14 protein-coding genes and 4 pseudogenes are annotated in these 14890 nt (G+C 72.8%); 10 read left to right on the top strand and 8 right to left on the bottom strand.

The features are described 5' to 3' along the window. The 3 genes and pseudogenes from BM536_RS29250 to BM536_RS29240 all read left to right on the top strand — a co-directional run. On the top strand, positions 1-402 hold the full coding sequence (locus BM536_RS29250; protein ID WP_245873863.1) for an ATP-binding protein: 402 nt from the start codon (positions 1-3) through the stop codon (positions 400-402). Next, on the top strand, positions 399-890 hold the full coding sequence (locus BM536_RS29245) for a hypothetical protein (RefSeq protein WP_073491397.1): 492 nt from the start codon (positions 399-401) through the stop codon (positions 888-890). The genes BM536_RS29250 and BM536_RS29245 overlap by 4 nt, the downstream gene beginning before the upstream one ends. A gap of 42 nt (positions 891-932) precedes the next feature. Next, positions 933-1134 (top strand): annotated as a pseudogene (locus tag BM536_RS29240) (pirin family protein); the annotation flags it as partial. Between the two features lie 8 nt (positions 1135-1142). Here the strand turns inward: BM536_RS29240 and BM536_RS29235 are convergent. Together BM536_RS29235 and BM536_RS45000 are read right to left on the bottom strand one after the other, a co-directional pair. Then, positions 1143-2417 carry a cellulase family glycosylhydrolase gene (locus BM536_RS29235; protein ID WP_425444697.1) on the bottom strand — a complete coding sequence of 425 codons (1275 nt, stop codon included), beginning with the start codon at positions 2415-2417 and terminating at the stop codon, positions 1143-1145. A gap of 3 nt (positions 2418-2420) precedes the next feature. Continuing rightward, positions 2421-2672 (bottom strand): annotated as a pseudogene (locus BM536_RS45000) (carbohydrate-binding protein); the annotation flags it as partial. Between the two features lie 148 nt (positions 2673-2820). On the opposite strand from BM536_RS45000, the gene BM536_RS29230 reads away from it, so the two are divergent. Genes BM536_RS29230 through BM536_RS29220 form a run of 3 tightly spaced genes read left to right on the top strand, consistent with a single transcriptional unit; the run spans position 2821 to position 4184 of the window. Then, the gene (locus BM536_RS29230; protein WP_073491395.1) at positions 2821-3330 is read left to right on the top strand and encodes a MarR family winged helix-turn-helix transcriptional regulator; all 510 of its coding nucleotides are present in this window, start codon (positions 2821-2823) and stop codon (positions 3328-3330) included. Beyond that, the gene (locus tag BM536_RS29225) at positions 3327-3782 is read left to right on the top strand and encodes a MarR family winged helix-turn-helix transcriptional regulator (protein WP_073491394.1); all 456 of its coding nucleotides are present in this window, start codon (positions 3327-3329) and stop codon (positions 3780-3782) included. The genes BM536_RS29230 and BM536_RS29225 overlap by 4 nt, the downstream gene beginning before the upstream one ends. A gap of 42 nt (positions 3783-3824) precedes the next feature. Further along, positions 3825-4184 carry a tetratricopeptide repeat protein gene (locus BM536_RS29220; protein WP_073491393.1) on the top strand — a complete coding sequence of 120 codons (360 nt, stop codon included), beginning with the start codon at positions 3825-3827 and terminating at the stop codon, positions 4182-4184. Between the two features lie 101 nt (positions 4185-4285). On the opposite strand, the gene BM536_RS29215 is transcribed toward BM536_RS29220, so the two are convergent. After that, complete coding sequence (locus BM536_RS29215; protein WP_094103704.1) at positions 4286-5680, bottom strand: PepSY-associated TM helix domain-containing protein; 1395 nt, start codon at positions 5678-5680, stop codon at positions 4286-4288. Positions 5681-5813: 133 nt separating this feature from the next. Here BM536_RS29215 and BM536_RS29210 point away from each other — a divergent pair, with 133 nt between their 5' ends. After that, complete coding sequence (locus BM536_RS29210) at positions 5814-6458, top strand: peptide deformylase (protein WP_094103703.1); 645 nt, start codon at positions 5814-5816, stop codon at positions 6456-6458. 7 nt (positions 6459-6465) lie between these two features. Here BM536_RS29210 and BM536_RS29205 read toward each other — a convergent pair whose 3' ends face one another. Beyond that, positions 6466-7884 (bottom strand): dihydrolipoyl dehydrogenase family protein, encoded by a 1419-nt coding sequence (locus tag BM536_RS29205; protein ID WP_094103724.1) that lies wholly within the window; start codon positions 7882-7884, stop codon positions 6466-6468. Positions 7885-8028: 144 nt separating this feature from the next. Here BM536_RS29205 and trxA point away from each other — a divergent pair, with 144 nt between their 5' ends. After that, the gene (trxA, locus tag BM536_RS29200) at positions 8029-8433 is read left to right on the top strand and encodes a thioredoxin (RefSeq protein WP_073491392.1); all 405 of its coding nucleotides are present in this window, start codon (positions 8029-8031) and stop codon (positions 8431-8433) included. 3 nt (positions 8434-8436) lie between these two features. Here trxA and BM536_RS29195 read toward each other — a convergent pair. From BM536_RS29195 to BM536_RS29185, 3 genes and pseudogenes are all read right to left on the bottom strand, one after another. Continuing rightward, positions 8437-9872 (bottom strand): annotated as a pseudogene (locus BM536_RS29195) (benzaldehyde dehydrogenase). A 404-nt stretch (positions 9873-10276) separates the two neighbouring features. Beyond that, positions 10277-11313, bottom strand: a pseudogene (locus tag BM536_RS29190) (LacI family DNA-binding transcriptional regulator). Positions 11314-11425: 112 nt separating this feature from the next. Further along, complete coding sequence (locus BM536_RS29185) at positions 11426-12076, bottom strand: TetR/AcrR family transcriptional regulator (RefSeq protein ID WP_094103702.1); 651 nt, start codon at positions 12074-12076, stop codon at positions 11426-11428. A 120-nt stretch (positions 12077-12196) separates the two neighbouring features. Here BM536_RS29185 and BM536_RS29180 point away from each other — a divergent pair, with 120 nt between their 5' ends. Then, the gene (locus BM536_RS29180) at positions 12197-12760 is read left to right on the top strand and encodes an NAD(P)H-dependent oxidoreductase (protein WP_073491391.1); all 564 of its coding nucleotides are present in this window, start codon (positions 12197-12199) and stop codon (positions 12758-12760) included. Positions 12761-12851: 91 nt separating this feature from the next. Here BM536_RS29180 and BM536_RS29175 read toward each other — a convergent pair whose 3' ends face one another. Then, positions 12852-13733 carry an LLM class F420-dependent oxidoreductase gene (locus BM536_RS29175; RefSeq protein ID WP_073491390.1) on the bottom strand — a complete coding sequence of 294 codons (882 nt, stop codon included), beginning with the start codon at positions 13731-13733 and terminating at the stop codon, positions 12852-12854. A 174-nt stretch (positions 13734-13907) separates the two neighbouring features. Here BM536_RS29175 and BM536_RS29170 point away from each other — a divergent pair. Next, the coding region (locus BM536_RS29170) for an FkbM family methyltransferase (RefSeq protein ID WP_094103701.1) at positions 13908-14890 on the top strand (983 nt) is incomplete at its 3' end.

The following is a 14890-nucleotide window of genomic DNA, read 5'->3' as shown; positions in this document are numbered from 1 at the left end:
GTGCTGCACCTCTCGGGCAGCCGGGAAGGATTCGCCGCGGCAAGGGACTTCACCCACCGCACGCTGGACGGCTGGTCCCTGGAGCACTGTGCCGACGACGCGCTCACCGTCGTCACCGAACTCGCCGCCAACGCCGTCCTGCACGCCCTGCCGGACCCGCCGGAGGAGGCCGGGGACGTACGGCTCAGGCTCTCGCTGCGCCGTTCCCACCTGGTGTGTGCCGTCACCGACCCGAGTGACGACCTGCCCGTCTACCCGCGTGCCGGAGAGCCCCTGCTGGAGCACGGCCGCGGACTGCACATCGTCGAAGCCCTCTCGGAGCACTGGGGCTGGACCCGCCGCTCCCCCGTGGGCAAGACCGTCTGGGCCATGCTCCCGACCCGTACCCACACCCTGACATGACTGCCATCAAGAGATCCACGCCGCTCGAGGACCTCCGCCATGTGCCCTGGCCCGAGATGATCGACTCGACCGGGTCCGCCGAAGCCATCCCGGTCCTGCTGACCACCGTCGCCCGCGGCGACGCCGACACCGCCGGGCCCGCGCTCGGCCAACTGCGCCAGCGCATCTGCCAGTACGGCTTCGTGGTGGGCCAGGCGACGGCGGCCACGGTGCCCTTCCTCTGGGAACTCGTCCGGCTCCCGCAGGTCACCTGCCGCGTCGAGATACTGCACCTGCTCAGGAGCATCGCCGACGCCCGCCAGTGGGAGACCACCGCCGCCGCCTACCCCAAGCTGCTGCGCCGCCGCGAGAAGTACGTCGAATGGGAACGCGACGCCCGCCACGCCGTCCAGGCCCAGCGCGGCGTCCTGCGCCACCTGCTCGACGAACCGGACCACGAGATCGTCCGGGCCAGCAGAGAACTCGCCGCCACGCTGACCCACCGATGACGCGCCGGGTCGTGGGCCATGAGCGACCTTGACCACTAGCCCGTGCCCGGCGTGTGCGGCGGACGCGGATGCGTCGTCGCCGAGCCCGTGCGCGAGCTGCTGAGTCCCCGGCGCGTCAGGCTCGAGGAGCCGACCGGGGTGCGCCGGCTGCTGCCGAACCCTGGGCCGGCGCATGATCGGCGCCTGGGCGTTCGTCGACCCCCACGGCCCCGATGTGGACGGGTGCGCCGACCCTCCGGATCCGTTCTGCCGTCAGGCCGTCGGGAAGGAATCCGGTGTCCTGATCCGGTCCCGGATCCAGACGCCGGCAGGCTTGAGTGAAGCAGTGCCGGTCCAGGGGCCGTTGTTGCCGCAGACGCCCGCTTTGAACACGGCTCCCGAGCGCTCGTCGTCGGAGAAGTTCCAGTTGACCCAGCTGATCTTCTTGGCCGCCATGAGGTCGAGGTACTGCTGGGTGCGGGTGAAGTTGTTCGGGCCGTCGCCGCTGGCCTCCTGGGTACCGAACTCGGTCACGAAGACCGGGATGCGGTCCGACGCCCGGTCGAGCGCGTTCAGGTACTCCTGGCCGTGCGAGGCCGCGTAGAAGTGGAAGGTGTACATGATGTTGGTCGCCTGGACCGGGTTGCCGATGACGTCGGTCTCGTCACGGCCGTCCGAGATGCCGAGGGAGCCCCAGCCGTGGGTGCCGACGAGGATCGGGGTGGCGGGGTCCTGGGCGCGGATGACGGGGATGAGCTGTTCGGCGTAGGACTTGATCCGCGCCCAGCTGACGCCGTTGGGCTCGTTGGCGATGTCGTAGAGCAGGTTGGTCTTGCCGCGGTGGCGCTGGGCGATCTCGGTGAAGAACGTCTTGGCGCGGGCCAGGTTGTGGTGGGGGTCGCCGGGGGTGAGCTGGTGCCAGTCGACGAGGGCGTACATGCCGCGCGCGGTGGCCATCTCGATGAGCTGGTGCACCCGGTCGGTGTACCTCCTGGGGTCGGTCTCGTAGCCGCCCTCCTGGACATAGAGGGAGATGCGCAGCACGTCGGAGTTCCAGTCGGTGGCGAGCGCGTCCAGGGAGCCGTCGGTCAGGCACTGGCTGTACCACTGGAGGCCGTGGCTGCTCATGCCGCGCAGCTGGACCGGCTTGCCGTACTGGTTGCACAGCTTCACGCCGCACACCTTCAGCCGGCCGTTGATCGCGGCGGGTGTGGTGCCCGGCGCCGTCCCGCCTCCGCCGCTCCCCGTGGTGGCGGTGAGGGCTTCGGAGGCCGGCGACACGTTGCCCACCGCGTCCCGGGCACGGACGGTGAAGGTGTACGCCGAGCTGGGCGACAGGCCGCCGACGGTGTGCGAGGTGCCGGTCGTCGTGGCGATCTGGGCGCCGTCGCGGTACATCACGTAACCGGTCACGCCCACATCGTCGGTGGACGCGTTCCAGGCCAGCGACACGCTGGAGGAGGTGGTGCCGGTGGCACGCAGGCCGGCCGGGGCCGAGGGAGCCGCCGTGTCGGTGCCGCCGCCGCTGTCACCGAGCGACTTCCACAGGGCGGGCGTGCTGGAGGGCTCCCAGCCGGTCAGGGACGTGTGGCTCTGCAGACACTCGTACTCCTTGCCGCCGTAGGAGACTCGCGTGCCCGCGGTGTACGACGTGTTCGGCTGCCACTGCGGATGGGCGGAGGTCCGGACACCTGCGGTGGGGGCAGCCGCGCTGGTGATGGCGAGCGCCGGGGAAGGGGCGAGGCCGTGGCCGAGGCCGGCAAGCAGTGCGCCGGCGAGAAGAGCTGACAGGGATCCGCGCATGACGTCCTCTCGGTGGGGTCAAGGAGGAGGCGAGCATCTGTTAGGAAAGTTTACTTACTTCATCCGGAGCGTAGAGTTCTGACGGAACGCGGTCAAGGGTCCCGGTCGATAGTAGCCATGGACATAGTCGCCATGTACTGTATCGGCCATGAGAAAGGGTTCTCCAGGAGCCACGCCCGGATACCTGGTGTGGCGGCTGTCCACGAAGTGGCGGGTGGCGGTGGACCGGGCGGTGGCACCGCTCGGCCTCACCCACGCGCAGTACGCGGTCCTCGCGTCACTGCACGGCATGCGGCGCGGCGGTGAGCGCCCCAGCCAGCGGCGGCTCGCCGACCACACCGGCCTCGAACCGCTGTACGTGTCGAAACTGGCGCGCGCCCTGGAGTCCGCGGGCCTGATCGAGCGCACCCGCGATCCGCGCGATCCGCGCGCGGTGCAACTGACGCTCACCGAGCAGGGGCAGGACGTCACCCGGCGGGCCGTCGGGGTGGTGCACGGGCTGCTGGAACAGCTGACGGAACCGCTCGGCGGCCTGGACAGCGCCCGCACCCGCACGTTCGCGAGCGAACTCGCGCTCCTGCTCGACGTACCCCTGGAACCACCGCACGACAGCACGGTCAAGACCATCACGGACGAGAGCAGCAAGGGGAAGTCATGACCACCACCGCACCTCCCGTCGACAGCCGCGTCATCGGCCTGGCCCACTACGCCGCCCGCGGCGTCCTCGAACACGTCCTGAGCCGTCACGGAGTCACGTTCGCGCAGCAGATCACCCTCCGGTCGGCCGTCGCCGACGGGCCTCTCGGCCGCGAGTCGCTCGTCGGCCGGGTCGTCGGCGCCCTGAAGACCGACCCCGCCGGGGTGCACGCGGTCATCGGGGAACTGCTGGCCAAGGGCCTGCTGGCGGCCGAGGGAGAGAGCATCCGCGCCACCGGTGCCGGGCGCGCACTCCACGACACCGTGAACGCCGAGACCGCCCCGATCTCGGCCCGAATCTACGCCGGGATCTCCGCGGAGGACCGGGCCGTCGCCGGCCGGGTGCTCGCCCGGATCACCGAGCGGGCCGACGCGGAACTGGCCGCCATGCGGCCCGGCGGACCGGCGGAATAGTCGGCTGTCGGGCGCGGTTGAGGGGGTCGAAGGAGGCCACGAGTGGACATCACCTACGACACCGAGTACTACGCCCACGGAACACCGGCCGAGCGCTGGGAGCGTGCGCGGCTGTTCTTCGACGCCAAGGAGTACACCGCCGCCGCGCGGGTCCTGGCCGGGCTGGTCGAAGAGGTGCCGGAGCAGACCGGCCCGCGCCTGCTGCTGGCCCGCGCCTACTACCACTCGGCCCAACTCGGCCGTGCCGAGACCGAGTTGCGCGCCATCGTGGAGCGCGACCCGGTGGAGCAGTACGCCCGCCTGATGCTGGGCCGCACCCTGGAGCGGCAGGGACGGCACGCGGAGGCGGGCCCGCACCTGAGGATCGCCTCGGCGTTCGCGGGTGATTTCGCGGAGGCCTGACACGGGGCTGACGCCGGGCCGGCACCGTGCCCGCAGTGGAGCGGAGCGGCCGGCGGTGAGGTTCACCGCCGGGCCGCTCCGTCGCGCCGTGCCGTGCGCACTCAGACGGACGCGCGTCTCCCCCTCCGGTACGCGATCTCGCCGAGGACGACGTCCACGGCGAGGAACACGGCGAGGGGGATGCCGAGGAGCGGCAGGAAGTAGCCGAGGACGGCTATCGCCGCCATCAGGGGTACCAGCACGTACGGCGGGACCTGTGCCCACGCGCCGCGCGGGATCGGCCGACCGAAGGCGGAGCCGCGGCCGCGCTGCCACCACATGCGGTAGCCCCACAGGATCAGCAGGACCAGCGCGAGCGCGAGTGCCATCAGGGCGATCTGGTTGACCAGGCCGAACAGGACGCCGGTGTGCAGGTCGATACCCCAGCGGGTCAGCTTGGCGAGCACCGGGAACTCCTCGAACCGCAGGACGTCGGTGACCTCGCCGGTGGCCGGGTCGACGGCCACCGCGTCCTGCTTGGTGGGCCAGCTGCGCTGCACCTGCCGTACGACGTAGGCGGACTCGGTGTCGGCGGGCGGCACGATCTCCACCGGGTCGCCGAGCCCCTCGGCGCGGGCGGCGGCCAGGATCCTGTCGATGCCGACGCCGTGCTCGCCGTCGCCGCCGTCGCCGGCCGCCGCGTCGTGGCCGGCGTGCTCGCCGCCGCCCGCCGCGGAGACGGCCGGGGTGGACTGGCCGAGCGAGGTGCGCAGTTCGTCGATGTGGGCGCCGGCGTACTGGGACCAGGTGAGCCCGGTCGCGGAGAGGAAGAAGAACCCGGCGGCCGCCCAGACGCCGACCGTGCCGTGCAGACCCAGTGTGCGACGACGGCCGCCGGTGCCGCGGACCTTGCGCAGGGCGCGGCGGCGGGAGAACCACAGCGCGACGCCGCCGCCCGCGATCACCCACAGCCAGCTCGCGGCCAATTCGCTGTAGAGGCGGCCGTTCTCGCCGAGGCGCAGGTCGCGGTGGAACTCGTCGATCCAGGTCCGCAGCGGCAGCGCGCCGGTCGAGCCGTACTGCTCCAGCGCGCCGCGCACCTCGCCGGTGTACGGATCGACGAACACCGCCAGGGAGTGGGTCGCGCCGACGCCTTCGACGCCGGAGAGCAGCACGCGGGTGGTGGCGTCTTCCTGCGGGGAGGGGCGTACGGCCGTGACCGTGCCCTCGGGGTGGGCCTTGCGGGCGGCGGCGACCTGCTCGGACATCGGCAGCTCGACGTCGCCGACGGGGACGGTCATCTCGTGGGCGTACACCAGCTTCTCGGCCTGGAAGGCGCCCGCGTAGAGGAAGCCGGTGACGGCGGCGACGAGCAGGAAGGGGGCGACGAGCACGCCGGCGTAGAAGTGCAGGCGCAGCACGAGCGGACGCAGCGGGGCCCACGGGCCGCGGGGCCCCGGCGCGGGCGCCGCGGGCTGCGGGGTCCCGTCCTTGGTGGTCGAGGGAGCGGTGGACATCGGCGGGCTTCTCCGGTGGTCGGTGGGGACGTATCAACCGTGACGGAGCAGTAGTCGGACCGCGGTGCCGCCGAGTTCCCGGCCGCTTCGGTGACCTGCGTCACAGGAGTCGTGGTCGTGGCATGCTGGCCCGATGGCATCTCCCAGTCCCCGCGCGCCCCTTGCCGAACGGGTCGAGGAACTCCTCGCCGTCGACGGCCCGTTGCCGATCGTGGCGGCCGGCGACCCGGTCCTGCGCACCGGCACCGTCCGCTACGACGGTCAGCTCGGCCCCGCGCTGCTGGCCCGCTTCGTCGAGGCGCTGCGCGTCACCATGCGCGCGGCGCCCGGCGTGGGCCTGGCCGCGCCGCAGGTCGGCGTGGAGCTGCGGATCGCGGTGATCGAGGACCCGGCGCCGGTGCCGGAGGAGGTGCGGGTGGCCCGCGGCCGGGTGCCGCAGCCGTTCCGGGTCCTGGTCAACCCCGCCTACGAGCCGGTGGGTTCGGGCCGCGCCGCCTTCTTCGAGGGCTGTCTGAGCGTACCGGGCTGGCAGGCGGTGGTGGCCCGGCCCGTCGAGGTGCGGCTGACCGGCGAGGACGAGGGCGGCCGGGCGCTGGACGAGGTGTTCGGCGGGTGGCCCGCCCGGATCGTGCAGCACGAGACGGACCACCTCGACGGCCTGCTCTACCTGGACCGGGCCGAGTTGCGTTCGCTGTCCGCCAACGAGACGGCGGCCCGGCGCTGGGCTCAGCCGACGCCGGAGGAGGCAGCCCGCGCGCTCGGCTTCGGGCTGCCGTAACCGGACCTCAGCTGTCCCGGAACGCCTCCAGCAGGCGCAGCCAGACCTCGCTGATCGTCGGGTAGGACGGGACGGCGTGCCACAGGCGGGCGAGGGGCACCTGACCGACGACGGCGACGGTCGCCGAGTGGATCAGTTCACCGACGCCGGGGCCGACGAAGGTGACGCCGCGCAGGATCTCGTCGTCCAGGTCGACGACGATGCGGGCGCGGCCCTTGTAGCCCTCGCTGTACAGGCCCGCCCCGGCGACCGAGGAGAGGTCGACGTCGACGGCGCGGACGCGGTGCCCGGCCTGTTCCGCCTCCGCGAGGGAGAGGCCGACCGCAGCGGCCTCCGGGTCGGTGAAGACGACCTGCGGGACGGCCGCGTGGTCGGCGGTGGCGGCGTGGGCGCCCCACGGGCCGGCGTCCAGGTCCGTCCTCCCCGAGGCGCGGGCGGCGATCGCGGCGCCGGCGATACGGGCCTGGTACTTGCCCTGATGGGTGAGGAGGGCGCGGTGGTTGACGTCGCCGACCGCGTAGAGCCACTCGCTGCCGGTGACGCGCAGGCTGTCGTCGACCGGCAGCCAGGAACCCGGTTCCAGGCCGACCGTGTCGAGGCCGAGGTCGTCGGTGCGCGGGGCGCGGCCGGTGGCGAAGAGGATCTCGTCCGCCTCGATACGGTCGCCGGTGTCGGTGACGACCACGACGGTGCCGTCCCTGCGGGTCACCGACTTCACCGAGGTCCCGGTCCGCACGTCCGCGCCGGCCGCGACGAGAGCCTCGGCGACCAGTTCGCCGGCGAACGGCTCCATGCGGTTGAGCAGCCCCTTTCCGCGCACCAGCAGGGTGACCCGGGAGCCGAGGGCCTGCCAGGCGGTGGCCATCTCGGTGGCGACCACCCCGCCGCCGACCACGACCAGGCGGCCGGGCACGGACTGGGCGCTCGTCGCCTCGCGGCTCGTCCACGGCCCTACCTCGGCCAGACCCGGCAGGTCCGGCAGGACGGCCCGGGTGCCCGTGCACACGGCGACGGCGTGCCGGGCGGTCAGGACCTTGTCGCCGACGCTCACCGTGCGCGGGCCGGTCAGCCGGCCGTGACCGCGGTAGAGGTCTGCGCCGATGCCGTCCAGCCAGCCGACCTGGCCGTCGTCCTTCCAGTCGGAGGTGAAGTAGTTGCGGTGGGCGAGGATCGCGTCCGCGTCGAGGGGGCCCTGTACCGCCTGGCGCAGGCCGGGCAGGCGGCGGGCGTCGGCCTGGGCGATGACCGGGCGCAGCAGGGCCTTGCTGGGCATGCAGGCCCAGTAGGAGCACTCGCCGCCGACCAGTTCGCTCTCCACGACCGCGGTGGTGAGGCCTGCCGCACGGGTGCGGTCGGCCACGTTCTCCCCCACGGGCCCGGCCCCGAGCACCACGACGTCGTACGCGATGGTTTCCGTTTCCGTCATGGGGTCAGTCTGGTGGGTGGTGTGCGCGGAGGCCACACGGGTAGGGGCGCGGAATACGCCACCGGTCGGCCGTGTTTGCGAGGTCGGCTTCACCCCATGCCGGGAGGACCCCGGCAGGAAGCACCGGGAAGAGGGAATGACGTCATGAGCAGCACCGTGGAGCTGACCAAGGAGAACTTCGACCAGACGGTCACCGACAACGACTTCGTCCTGATCGACTTCTGGGCGTCCTGGTGCGGGCCGTGCCGTCAGTTCGCGCCGGTCTACGAGAAGGCCGCAGAGGAGAACCCGGATCTGGTCTTCGGCAAGGTGGACACCGAGGCCCAGCCGGAGCTGGCCGCGGCCTTCGGCATCCAGTCGATCCCCACGCTGATGATCGTGCGTGAGCGTGTCGCCGTGTTCGCGCAGCCGGGCGCCCTGCCCGAGGCCGCCCTGACGGACGTCATCGGGCAGGCGCGCAAGCTGGACATGGACGAGGTCCGCAAGTCCGTCGAGGAGCAGCAGGCAGCCCAGGGCCAGGGTCAGGGCCAGGCCGCCGAGAGTGAGTGACTCCTAGAAGGGGTACGGCGCCACGTCCCCGCGCACCGTCGTCCAGCGCACGTCGGTGAAGGCCTCCAGGTTGGCCTCGCCGCCGAAGCGGGCGCCGGTACCCGAGGCCGCGACCCCGCCGAACGGCGCTACGGCCTCGTCGTTGACCGTCTGGTCGTTGATGTGCACGATCCCGGTCGGGATGCGTTCGGCCAGGTCGAGTCCGCGGGCGGTGTCGCGGGTGACGATGCCGAGGGACAGGCCGTAGGAGCCGGCGCGGCCAGGGCGGCGGCCTCGTCGGGGGTGCCGAACGCGCGGACCGGGGCGACCGGCCCGAAGACCTCCTCCGCGTACGCGGGGGTGCGGTCGTCGACGCCCGTGAGGACGGTCGGGCGGTAGAAGAGGTCCTCGTGCGTGCCGCCGGCCGCGAGTTTCGCGCCGGCCGCCGTGCTGGCCTCCACCAGGGCGTGCACCTTGCCGAGTTGGCCGCCGTCGATGAGCGGGCCGAGGTGGACCTGGGCGCGGTGCGGGTCGCCGACGGCCAGGGCGTCGGCCTTCGCCGCGAGGCGCTCGACGTACTCCTCGTAGAGCGAGGCGTGCACGAGGTGGCGGCCGGTGGTCATGCAGATCTGGCCCTGGTGGAAGAAGGAGCCCCAGGCAGCGGTGGAGATCACCGCGTCGAGGTCGGCGTCCGCCAGCACGATCAGGGCGGAGTTCCCGCCCAGTTCCAGATGGGCGCGCTTGAGGTGACGCCCGGCGGCCTCGCCGACCGCGCGGCCGGCCGCGGTGGAACCGGTGAAGGAGATCACCGGGACGCGCGGGTCGGCGACCAGGGCCGCGCCCGTCTCGGCGCCGCCCGGCAGGATGTGCAGCAGTCCCTCGGGGAGACCCGCCTCGGCGAAGACCGCGGCCAGGGACAGGCCGCCGCAGACCGCCGTGCGCGGGTCCGGCTTCAGCAGGACCGCGTTGCCGAGCGCCAGGGCGGGCGCCACGGAGCGGATCGACAGGATCAGCGGAGCGTTGAACGGGGAGATCACGCCGACGGCCCCGACGGGGACGCGCCGGGTGTACGACAGCCGGGGCACCTCGCTGGGCAGGACCTGGCCGGCCGGGCGGGAGGCGAGGGCGGCGGCCTCGTAGCACTCCTGGGCGGCGACGTGCAGCTCGAAGTCGGCCTTGCCGGGGACGGAGCCGGACTCCCGCACGAGCCACTCGCGCAGTTCGTCGGCGTGCGCGCCGAACAGGTCGCCGGCCTTGCGCAGCACCGCGGCGCGGACGAAGTGGGGGACGCGGGCCCACTCCGCCTGGGCGGCGAGGGCGGCCTCCGCGGCCGGGGCGACGTCCTCCGCGCCGGCCAGGACCACCGTGCCGAGGGAGTCGCCGGTGGCGGGCTCGGTGACGGGATACGTGGGACCCGACAGGCTGCGGGACTGCCAGGTCGTGGGGTCGAGCAACGGCATGACGGCTCTCCGATCGATGACCCGCGGGACCTGCCGGGGGAAGTCAGGTCCCGTGTGTTCGCCGCCTTTGGGCGGTCGCGTGGCGGGATGCGGTGATCCGGCGCAGCCGGGCGAGCTGCGTCCGGCGTCGAACGCGGTCCCATCTGGTTGAGCGTGCAACATCCTAGTCGCCGAGCAGCGGAAACGGACGGGCCACGACCGCGCGGGTCGGCCACGCCGGCCAACCTCTGCACGGCCGGACCCCTCACGTCGAGTCCCGCTGCACGACCGTCGCTTCCAACAGTTCATGCGACTCCAGCGTGGCGCAGAGGTCGCGGACCCCATGTGTACGCCGCCTATGGCGCGGCCGCGAGGCGGAATGCGGTGATCCGTCCGGCCTCGCACCTCCGGCACGGCCGGACCCCTCACGTCGAGTCCCGCTGCACGACCGTCGCTTCGAACAGTTCATGCGACTCGGGCGTGGCGCCGGGGTCGCGGACCGCCCGGTCGACCAGCTCGGCGAGACCGCGGCCGGAGGGCAGTGCGATCCGGACGGTGCTGAGCCTCGGGCGCAGCAGCCTGGACAGCATCAGATCGTCGGCGCCGATGACGGCAGCGTCCTCGGGGACGCGCACGCCCTCGTCCTGGAGGGCGCTCATGAGCAGCATCGCGTACTCGTCGTTGTAGGCGAAGACCCCGTCCAGGCCGAGGTCGCGCCAGCGGGCGGCGAGCGCGGCCGCGGACTCCTCGGTGTAGGCCAGGGGCAGCGGGGAGACGGTGGCGCCGGTGCCGTGCACGGCCTCGCGGGCGCGTCGAGGCGGGGCGCGGAGAACGTCTCCAGGCCCGGTTCCTCGGGGACGACCACGCCGATACGGCGGCGGCCTCGCGCGTACAGATGGCGTGCCGCGCCGCGGCCGACGCCGGCGTGGTCGGTGAGCAGGGCGTGGGCGCCGTCGACGGGCTCGGTACCGAGGGTGACCACGGCGCGGGCGCCGGCCCGCTTGAGCACGGCGACGCCCTGCGGGCCGAGGCCGGGACCCGGTACCAGGACGGCCACGGGCCGCAGTTCGGCCCAGGCGCGGGCGGCCTCGTCCCCGTGCAGTCCGCTGGCGCCGTACTGGACGACGGTGTAGTCGAGTCGGCTGAGGGCGCCCTGGAAGTCGTGCACGAACTGGCTGTAGAGGGGGCCCGCCGGGACGGGCGGAGCGGGCATCAGGACCATGCGGGTGTGTCCGGCGCGCAGGCTGCGGGCCGCCGCGTGCGGGACGTATCCGAGTTCCTCGGCGGCCCGCTGGACGCGGCGGCGGGTGGGCTCGCTGATCCGGACGGCGCCGGTGTTGTTCAGGACGTAGGAGACGGTCGCGCGGGAGACGCCGGCCAGGCGGGCCACGTCGGCGCTCGTGGGCACGGAGCGCGGCGCCGACGGCGATGTCGGCGCGGGCGTGTTCGGTATCTGCACCATGACGTACGGCATCTTGGCAGAAGCGGGGGCCGGGGTTTTGGGCGGGGGAACACTCAAATCGTCCGGGATTCCACGACTGTGTTCCTGGCCGAGGCACGGCTCGAGGCCAGGCTCAGGTCCCCGTGATCCGGTTCACCAGGTCGGTCCAGCCGGTTTCCAGGCGGGGCGGCGGGGTGCCGCACTGGCGGACCAGGTGGTGGATCAGGGGCGGGTTGAGGTAGCCCAGCAGGGTGTGGGCCAGGAGGTCCGCGTCGGCGTCCGGGACCGCCTGGCGCAGCAGCAGCGCGAGGTGGCCGTGGTACAGGCGGCGGACCGGGCCGATGAAGCGGCGGTCGGGGCCCGCCTCGGCCGCGAGCAGCAGGTCCAGCTCCTCGATCGCGCGCCGCAGGTAGGCGACGCCGAACGCCCGCAGGCGCTCCGCCGGCTCGGGGCCGGGCCCGAGCGGCGGGGGCCCGCCCAGGAAGGCCGCCTGGAAATTGCGCTCGGAGTGGTCCAGCAGTGCCGTCAGCAGTCCGGCGCGGTCGCCGAAGCGGCGGAAGACCGTCCCCTTGCCGACGTTCGCCGCGGCGGCCACCGCCTCCATGGTGACCCCGGCCGCGCCGTGCTCGGCGACCAGCCGGGCGGCGGCGTCCAGCAGCCGGGCGCGGTTGCGGGCCGCGTCGGCGCGCAGGCAGGGCTCGTCCTCGGCGTACCCGAGCTGGAGGAGTTCGGGTCCGTCGAGGGGTGTCTCGGGTCCGGGGAAGGGCGGCAGGGCGGCGGACATGAACTCAGCGTAAAGCACGGGGAATGAAACTGGACCGCGGTCCGGTTAGGGTGCTAGAACAGTGAAGCGGACCCCGGTCCGGTTCTTTACGACTATGTTTCCGCCCCTTGGGAGTAACCCATGTCTGTCCGCATCCTCGCGCTCGTCGGCAGCCTCCGCGCCGGTTCCACCAACCGTCAGCTCGCCGAGGCGGCCGTCAAGGTCGCTCCCGAGGGCTCGGAGGTCGACCTGTTCGAAGGCCTGGCCGACATCCCGTTCTACAACGAGGACCTCGACGTCGAGGGCAGCGTGCCGGCCGCCGCCGTCAAGCTGCGTGAGGCCGCCCAGGCCGCCGACGCCTTCCTGCTCTTCTCGCCCGAGTACAACGGCACCATCCCCGCCGTCCTGAAGAACGCCATCGACTGGCTGTCCCGCCCGTACGGCGCCGGTGCCTTCGCCGGAAAGCCGGCCGCCGTGGTCGGCACCGCGTTCGGCCAGTTCGGCGGCGTATGGGCGCAGGACGAGGCCCGCAAGGCCGTGGGCATCGCCGGCGCCAAGGTGATCGAGGACCTCAAGCTCTCCATCCCCGGCTCCCTGACCCGCTTCGCCGAGACCCACCCGGCGGACGACGCCGAGGTCGCCGCGCAGCTGACCGAGGTCGTGGCCCGTCTGCACGGCCACGCGGGCGAGACCGTGGCCGCCTGATCTTCGTAGCGGCAGAGCGAACGGCAGGGAGGGGTCCGAAGTCTGCGGGCCCCTCCCTGCCGCGTCCGCGTGGAGCGGGGCAGCCGCACCCTCAGTCCAGCTCCGCCAGCCGCTTCACCGCCGGGCCGACGAACCGCTCCAGCCACCCGGACGTCTCCCCCAGGCGCGGGGCGAGGATCAGCGTGTCCACGCCCAGCCCGGTGTAGCCCGAGACGTCCCGCAGGAAGGCGTCCAGGTCCCCGTCGGTCGCCGCTTCGCCGGTGTAGGTGAGCGTCTTCAGGATCGTGCCGTAGTCCCGGTCCTCCGCCTCGCAGTGGCCGCGCAGGACGTCCAGCTTGTGGCGGACCTCCTCGGGCGAGGAGGCGAACAGGTTGCAGGCGTCGCCGTAGCGGGCGACCAGCCGCAGTGTCTTGCGCTCGCCCCCGCCGCCGATGAGGATCTCCGGGTGCGGCGTGCTGACCGGCGCCGGGACGCACAGGGTCTCGGCCAGCCGGTAGTGCCGGCCCTCGAAGGGCCCGTCGTCGGCCGGGTCCCACATCTGCCGGCAGATCCGCAGCGTCTCCTCCAGCCGCTCGAAACGCTCTGCGACCGGCGGGAAGGGCACGCCCAGGCCCTCGTGCTCGCGGTCGTACCAGGCCGCCCCCACGCCCAGCCAGGCCCGTCCGCCGGACACCACGTCGAGCGTCGTGGCGATCTTGGCGAGCAGGCCGGGATGCCGGTACGTCACCCCGGTCACCAGCGCGCCGAGGCGGACCGTGGAGGTGTGGGCGGCGAGGAACGCCAGCGTGGTGTACGCCTCCAGCATGGGCTCCTCGGCGCCGCCGTTGAACTCCATCTGGAAGTAGTGGTCCATCACCGACAGCCGGCTCACCCCGGCCGCCTCGGCGGCGGCTCCGGCCGCGGCGAGTTCGGCGCCGAGCGCGGGCCCGCCCCCGGGGTTGCCGAACTGGTTGATGTGCACACCGACACGCATGTCCGTCTCCGTTCACCGGCATCCTCAGGAACCGTCTCGACGCTAGGTGCTGGAGCGCTCTCGAAGTCAAGAAGGGACCCCGGAACGCGCCGCGTGTAAGAAGGCGGTTAACCCCGGCGACGAATGTCGTTCAACGGGGCGACCGCACCCCGCCACTCTGATAGGGCTGGCGGAATGCAGACTCTTTATCGACGGCTCCTGCGGCTGATGCCCCGCATCGGCGTCCAGGTGACCGACATCGCCCCGGGGACGGCGCTGGTGTCCCGGTCCGCCACCCCCCTGTCGGTCACCGGTGCCGACAAGGGCACCTGGATCGTCCGGCGGACGAAGGGCGGCGTCGCACAGGTCCCGGGCGCCGGCGCCGTCCGGCTCGGCGAGACCGGCGCGGTGCTGTTCGTGGACGCGGCGGCCGGGCGCGACGAACGCGCCCTGCAACTCGCGGCGGCCGAGTACCTGTGCACCCAGCACGTCGCCGCCATGCTCGCCCTCTACGAGGCGAACTGCGTCTTCGACGTCGGGGCCAACAGCGGCCAGTACGCCCGGCGGCTGCGCCGGCTCGGCTATGCCGGGCGGATCGTGTCGTTCGAGCCCACCTCGGAGACGTTCGCCAAGCTGGAGAAGGCCGCGGCGCAGGACCCCGACTGGCACGTGTACCGGTGCGGGCTGGGCCGCGAGGAGACGACCGCCGAGATCCACACCGGCTGGAAGACCATGAACTCCCTGCTGGGGCCCAGCGACTACGGCAAGGACCGCTACAGCCGGTTCAACCGGTCCGAGACCGAGGAGATCCGCATCCGCCGGCTCGACGAGGTCATGGACGAGGCGCTGGACGGCCTCTCCGATCCCCGCCCGTACCTGAAGATGGACACCCAGGGCTATGACCTGGAGGTGTTCGCCGGGGCCGGGAAGCGGGTCGAGGAGTTCGTCGGCATGCAGTCCGAGGTCGCCGTGCTGCGGCTCTACGAGGGCAGCCCGGGGATGGGCGAGGCCGTCGCGACGTACGAGGCGGCCGGGTTCGGCATCACGGGCATGTACCCGGTGACGCGCGAGGCGACGACCGGCCGGGTGATCGAGTTCGACTGCGTGCTGATGCGCGCGGAACGCGGCCCCCAAGCCGTAGCGGGGCCGCCCAGCTCATGGCGGGCCTGGTTCGTGGC

This window comes from Streptomyces phaeoluteigriseus, from assembly GCF_001896135.2.
In the GTDB taxonomy this organism is placed as follows: domain Bacteria; phylum Actinomycetota; class Actinomycetes; order Streptomycetales; family Streptomycetaceae; genus Streptomyces; species Streptomyces phaeoluteigriseus.
Note: the sequence above shows the minus strand (reverse complement) of the source record. Positions and strands in the feature narration are given on the sequence as shown.

Bases quoted from the DNA above. Each gene is read 5' to 3' on its own strand.
- BM536_RS29185 (WP_094103702.1), bottom strand. From the start codon at position 12,076: ATGTCCGCCGCCCTGCCGCCCTTCCCCGGACCCGAGACACCCCTCGAC.
- BM536_RS29245 (WP_073491397.1), top strand. From the start codon at position 399: ATGACTGCCATCAAGAGATCCACGCCGCTCGAGGACCTCCGCCATGTG.
- BM536_RS29175 (WP_073491390.1), bottom strand. From the start codon at position 13,733: ATGCGTGTCGGTGTGCACATCAACCAGTTCGGCAACCCCGGGGGCGGG.
- BM536_RS29230 (WP_073491395.1), top strand. From the start codon at position 2,821: ATGAGAAAGGGTTCTCCAGGAGCCACGCCCGGATACCTGGTGTGGCGG.
- BM536_RS29215 (WP_094103704.1), bottom strand. From the start codon at position 5,680: ATGTCCACCGCTCCCTCGACCACCAAGGACGGGACCCCGCAGCCCGCG.
- trxA (WP_073491392.1), top strand. From the start codon at position 8,029: ATGAGCAGCACCGTGGAGCTGACCAAGGAGAACTTCGACCAGACGGTC.
- BM536_RS29225 (WP_073491394.1), top strand. From the start codon at position 3,327: ATGACCACCACCGCACCTCCCGTCGACAGCCGCGTCATCGGCCTGGCC.
- BM536_RS29205 (WP_094103724.1), bottom strand. From the start codon at position 7,884: ATGACGGAAACGGAAACCATCGCGTACGACGTCGTGGTGCTCGGGGCC.
- BM536_RS29180 (WP_073491391.1), top strand. From the start codon at position 12,197: ATGTCTGTCCGCATCCTCGCGCTCGTCGGCAGCCTCCGCGCCGGTTCC.
- BM536_RS29210 (WP_094103703.1), top strand. From the start codon at position 5,814: ATGGCATCTCCCAGTCCCCGCGCGCCCCTTGCCGAACGGGTCGAGGAA.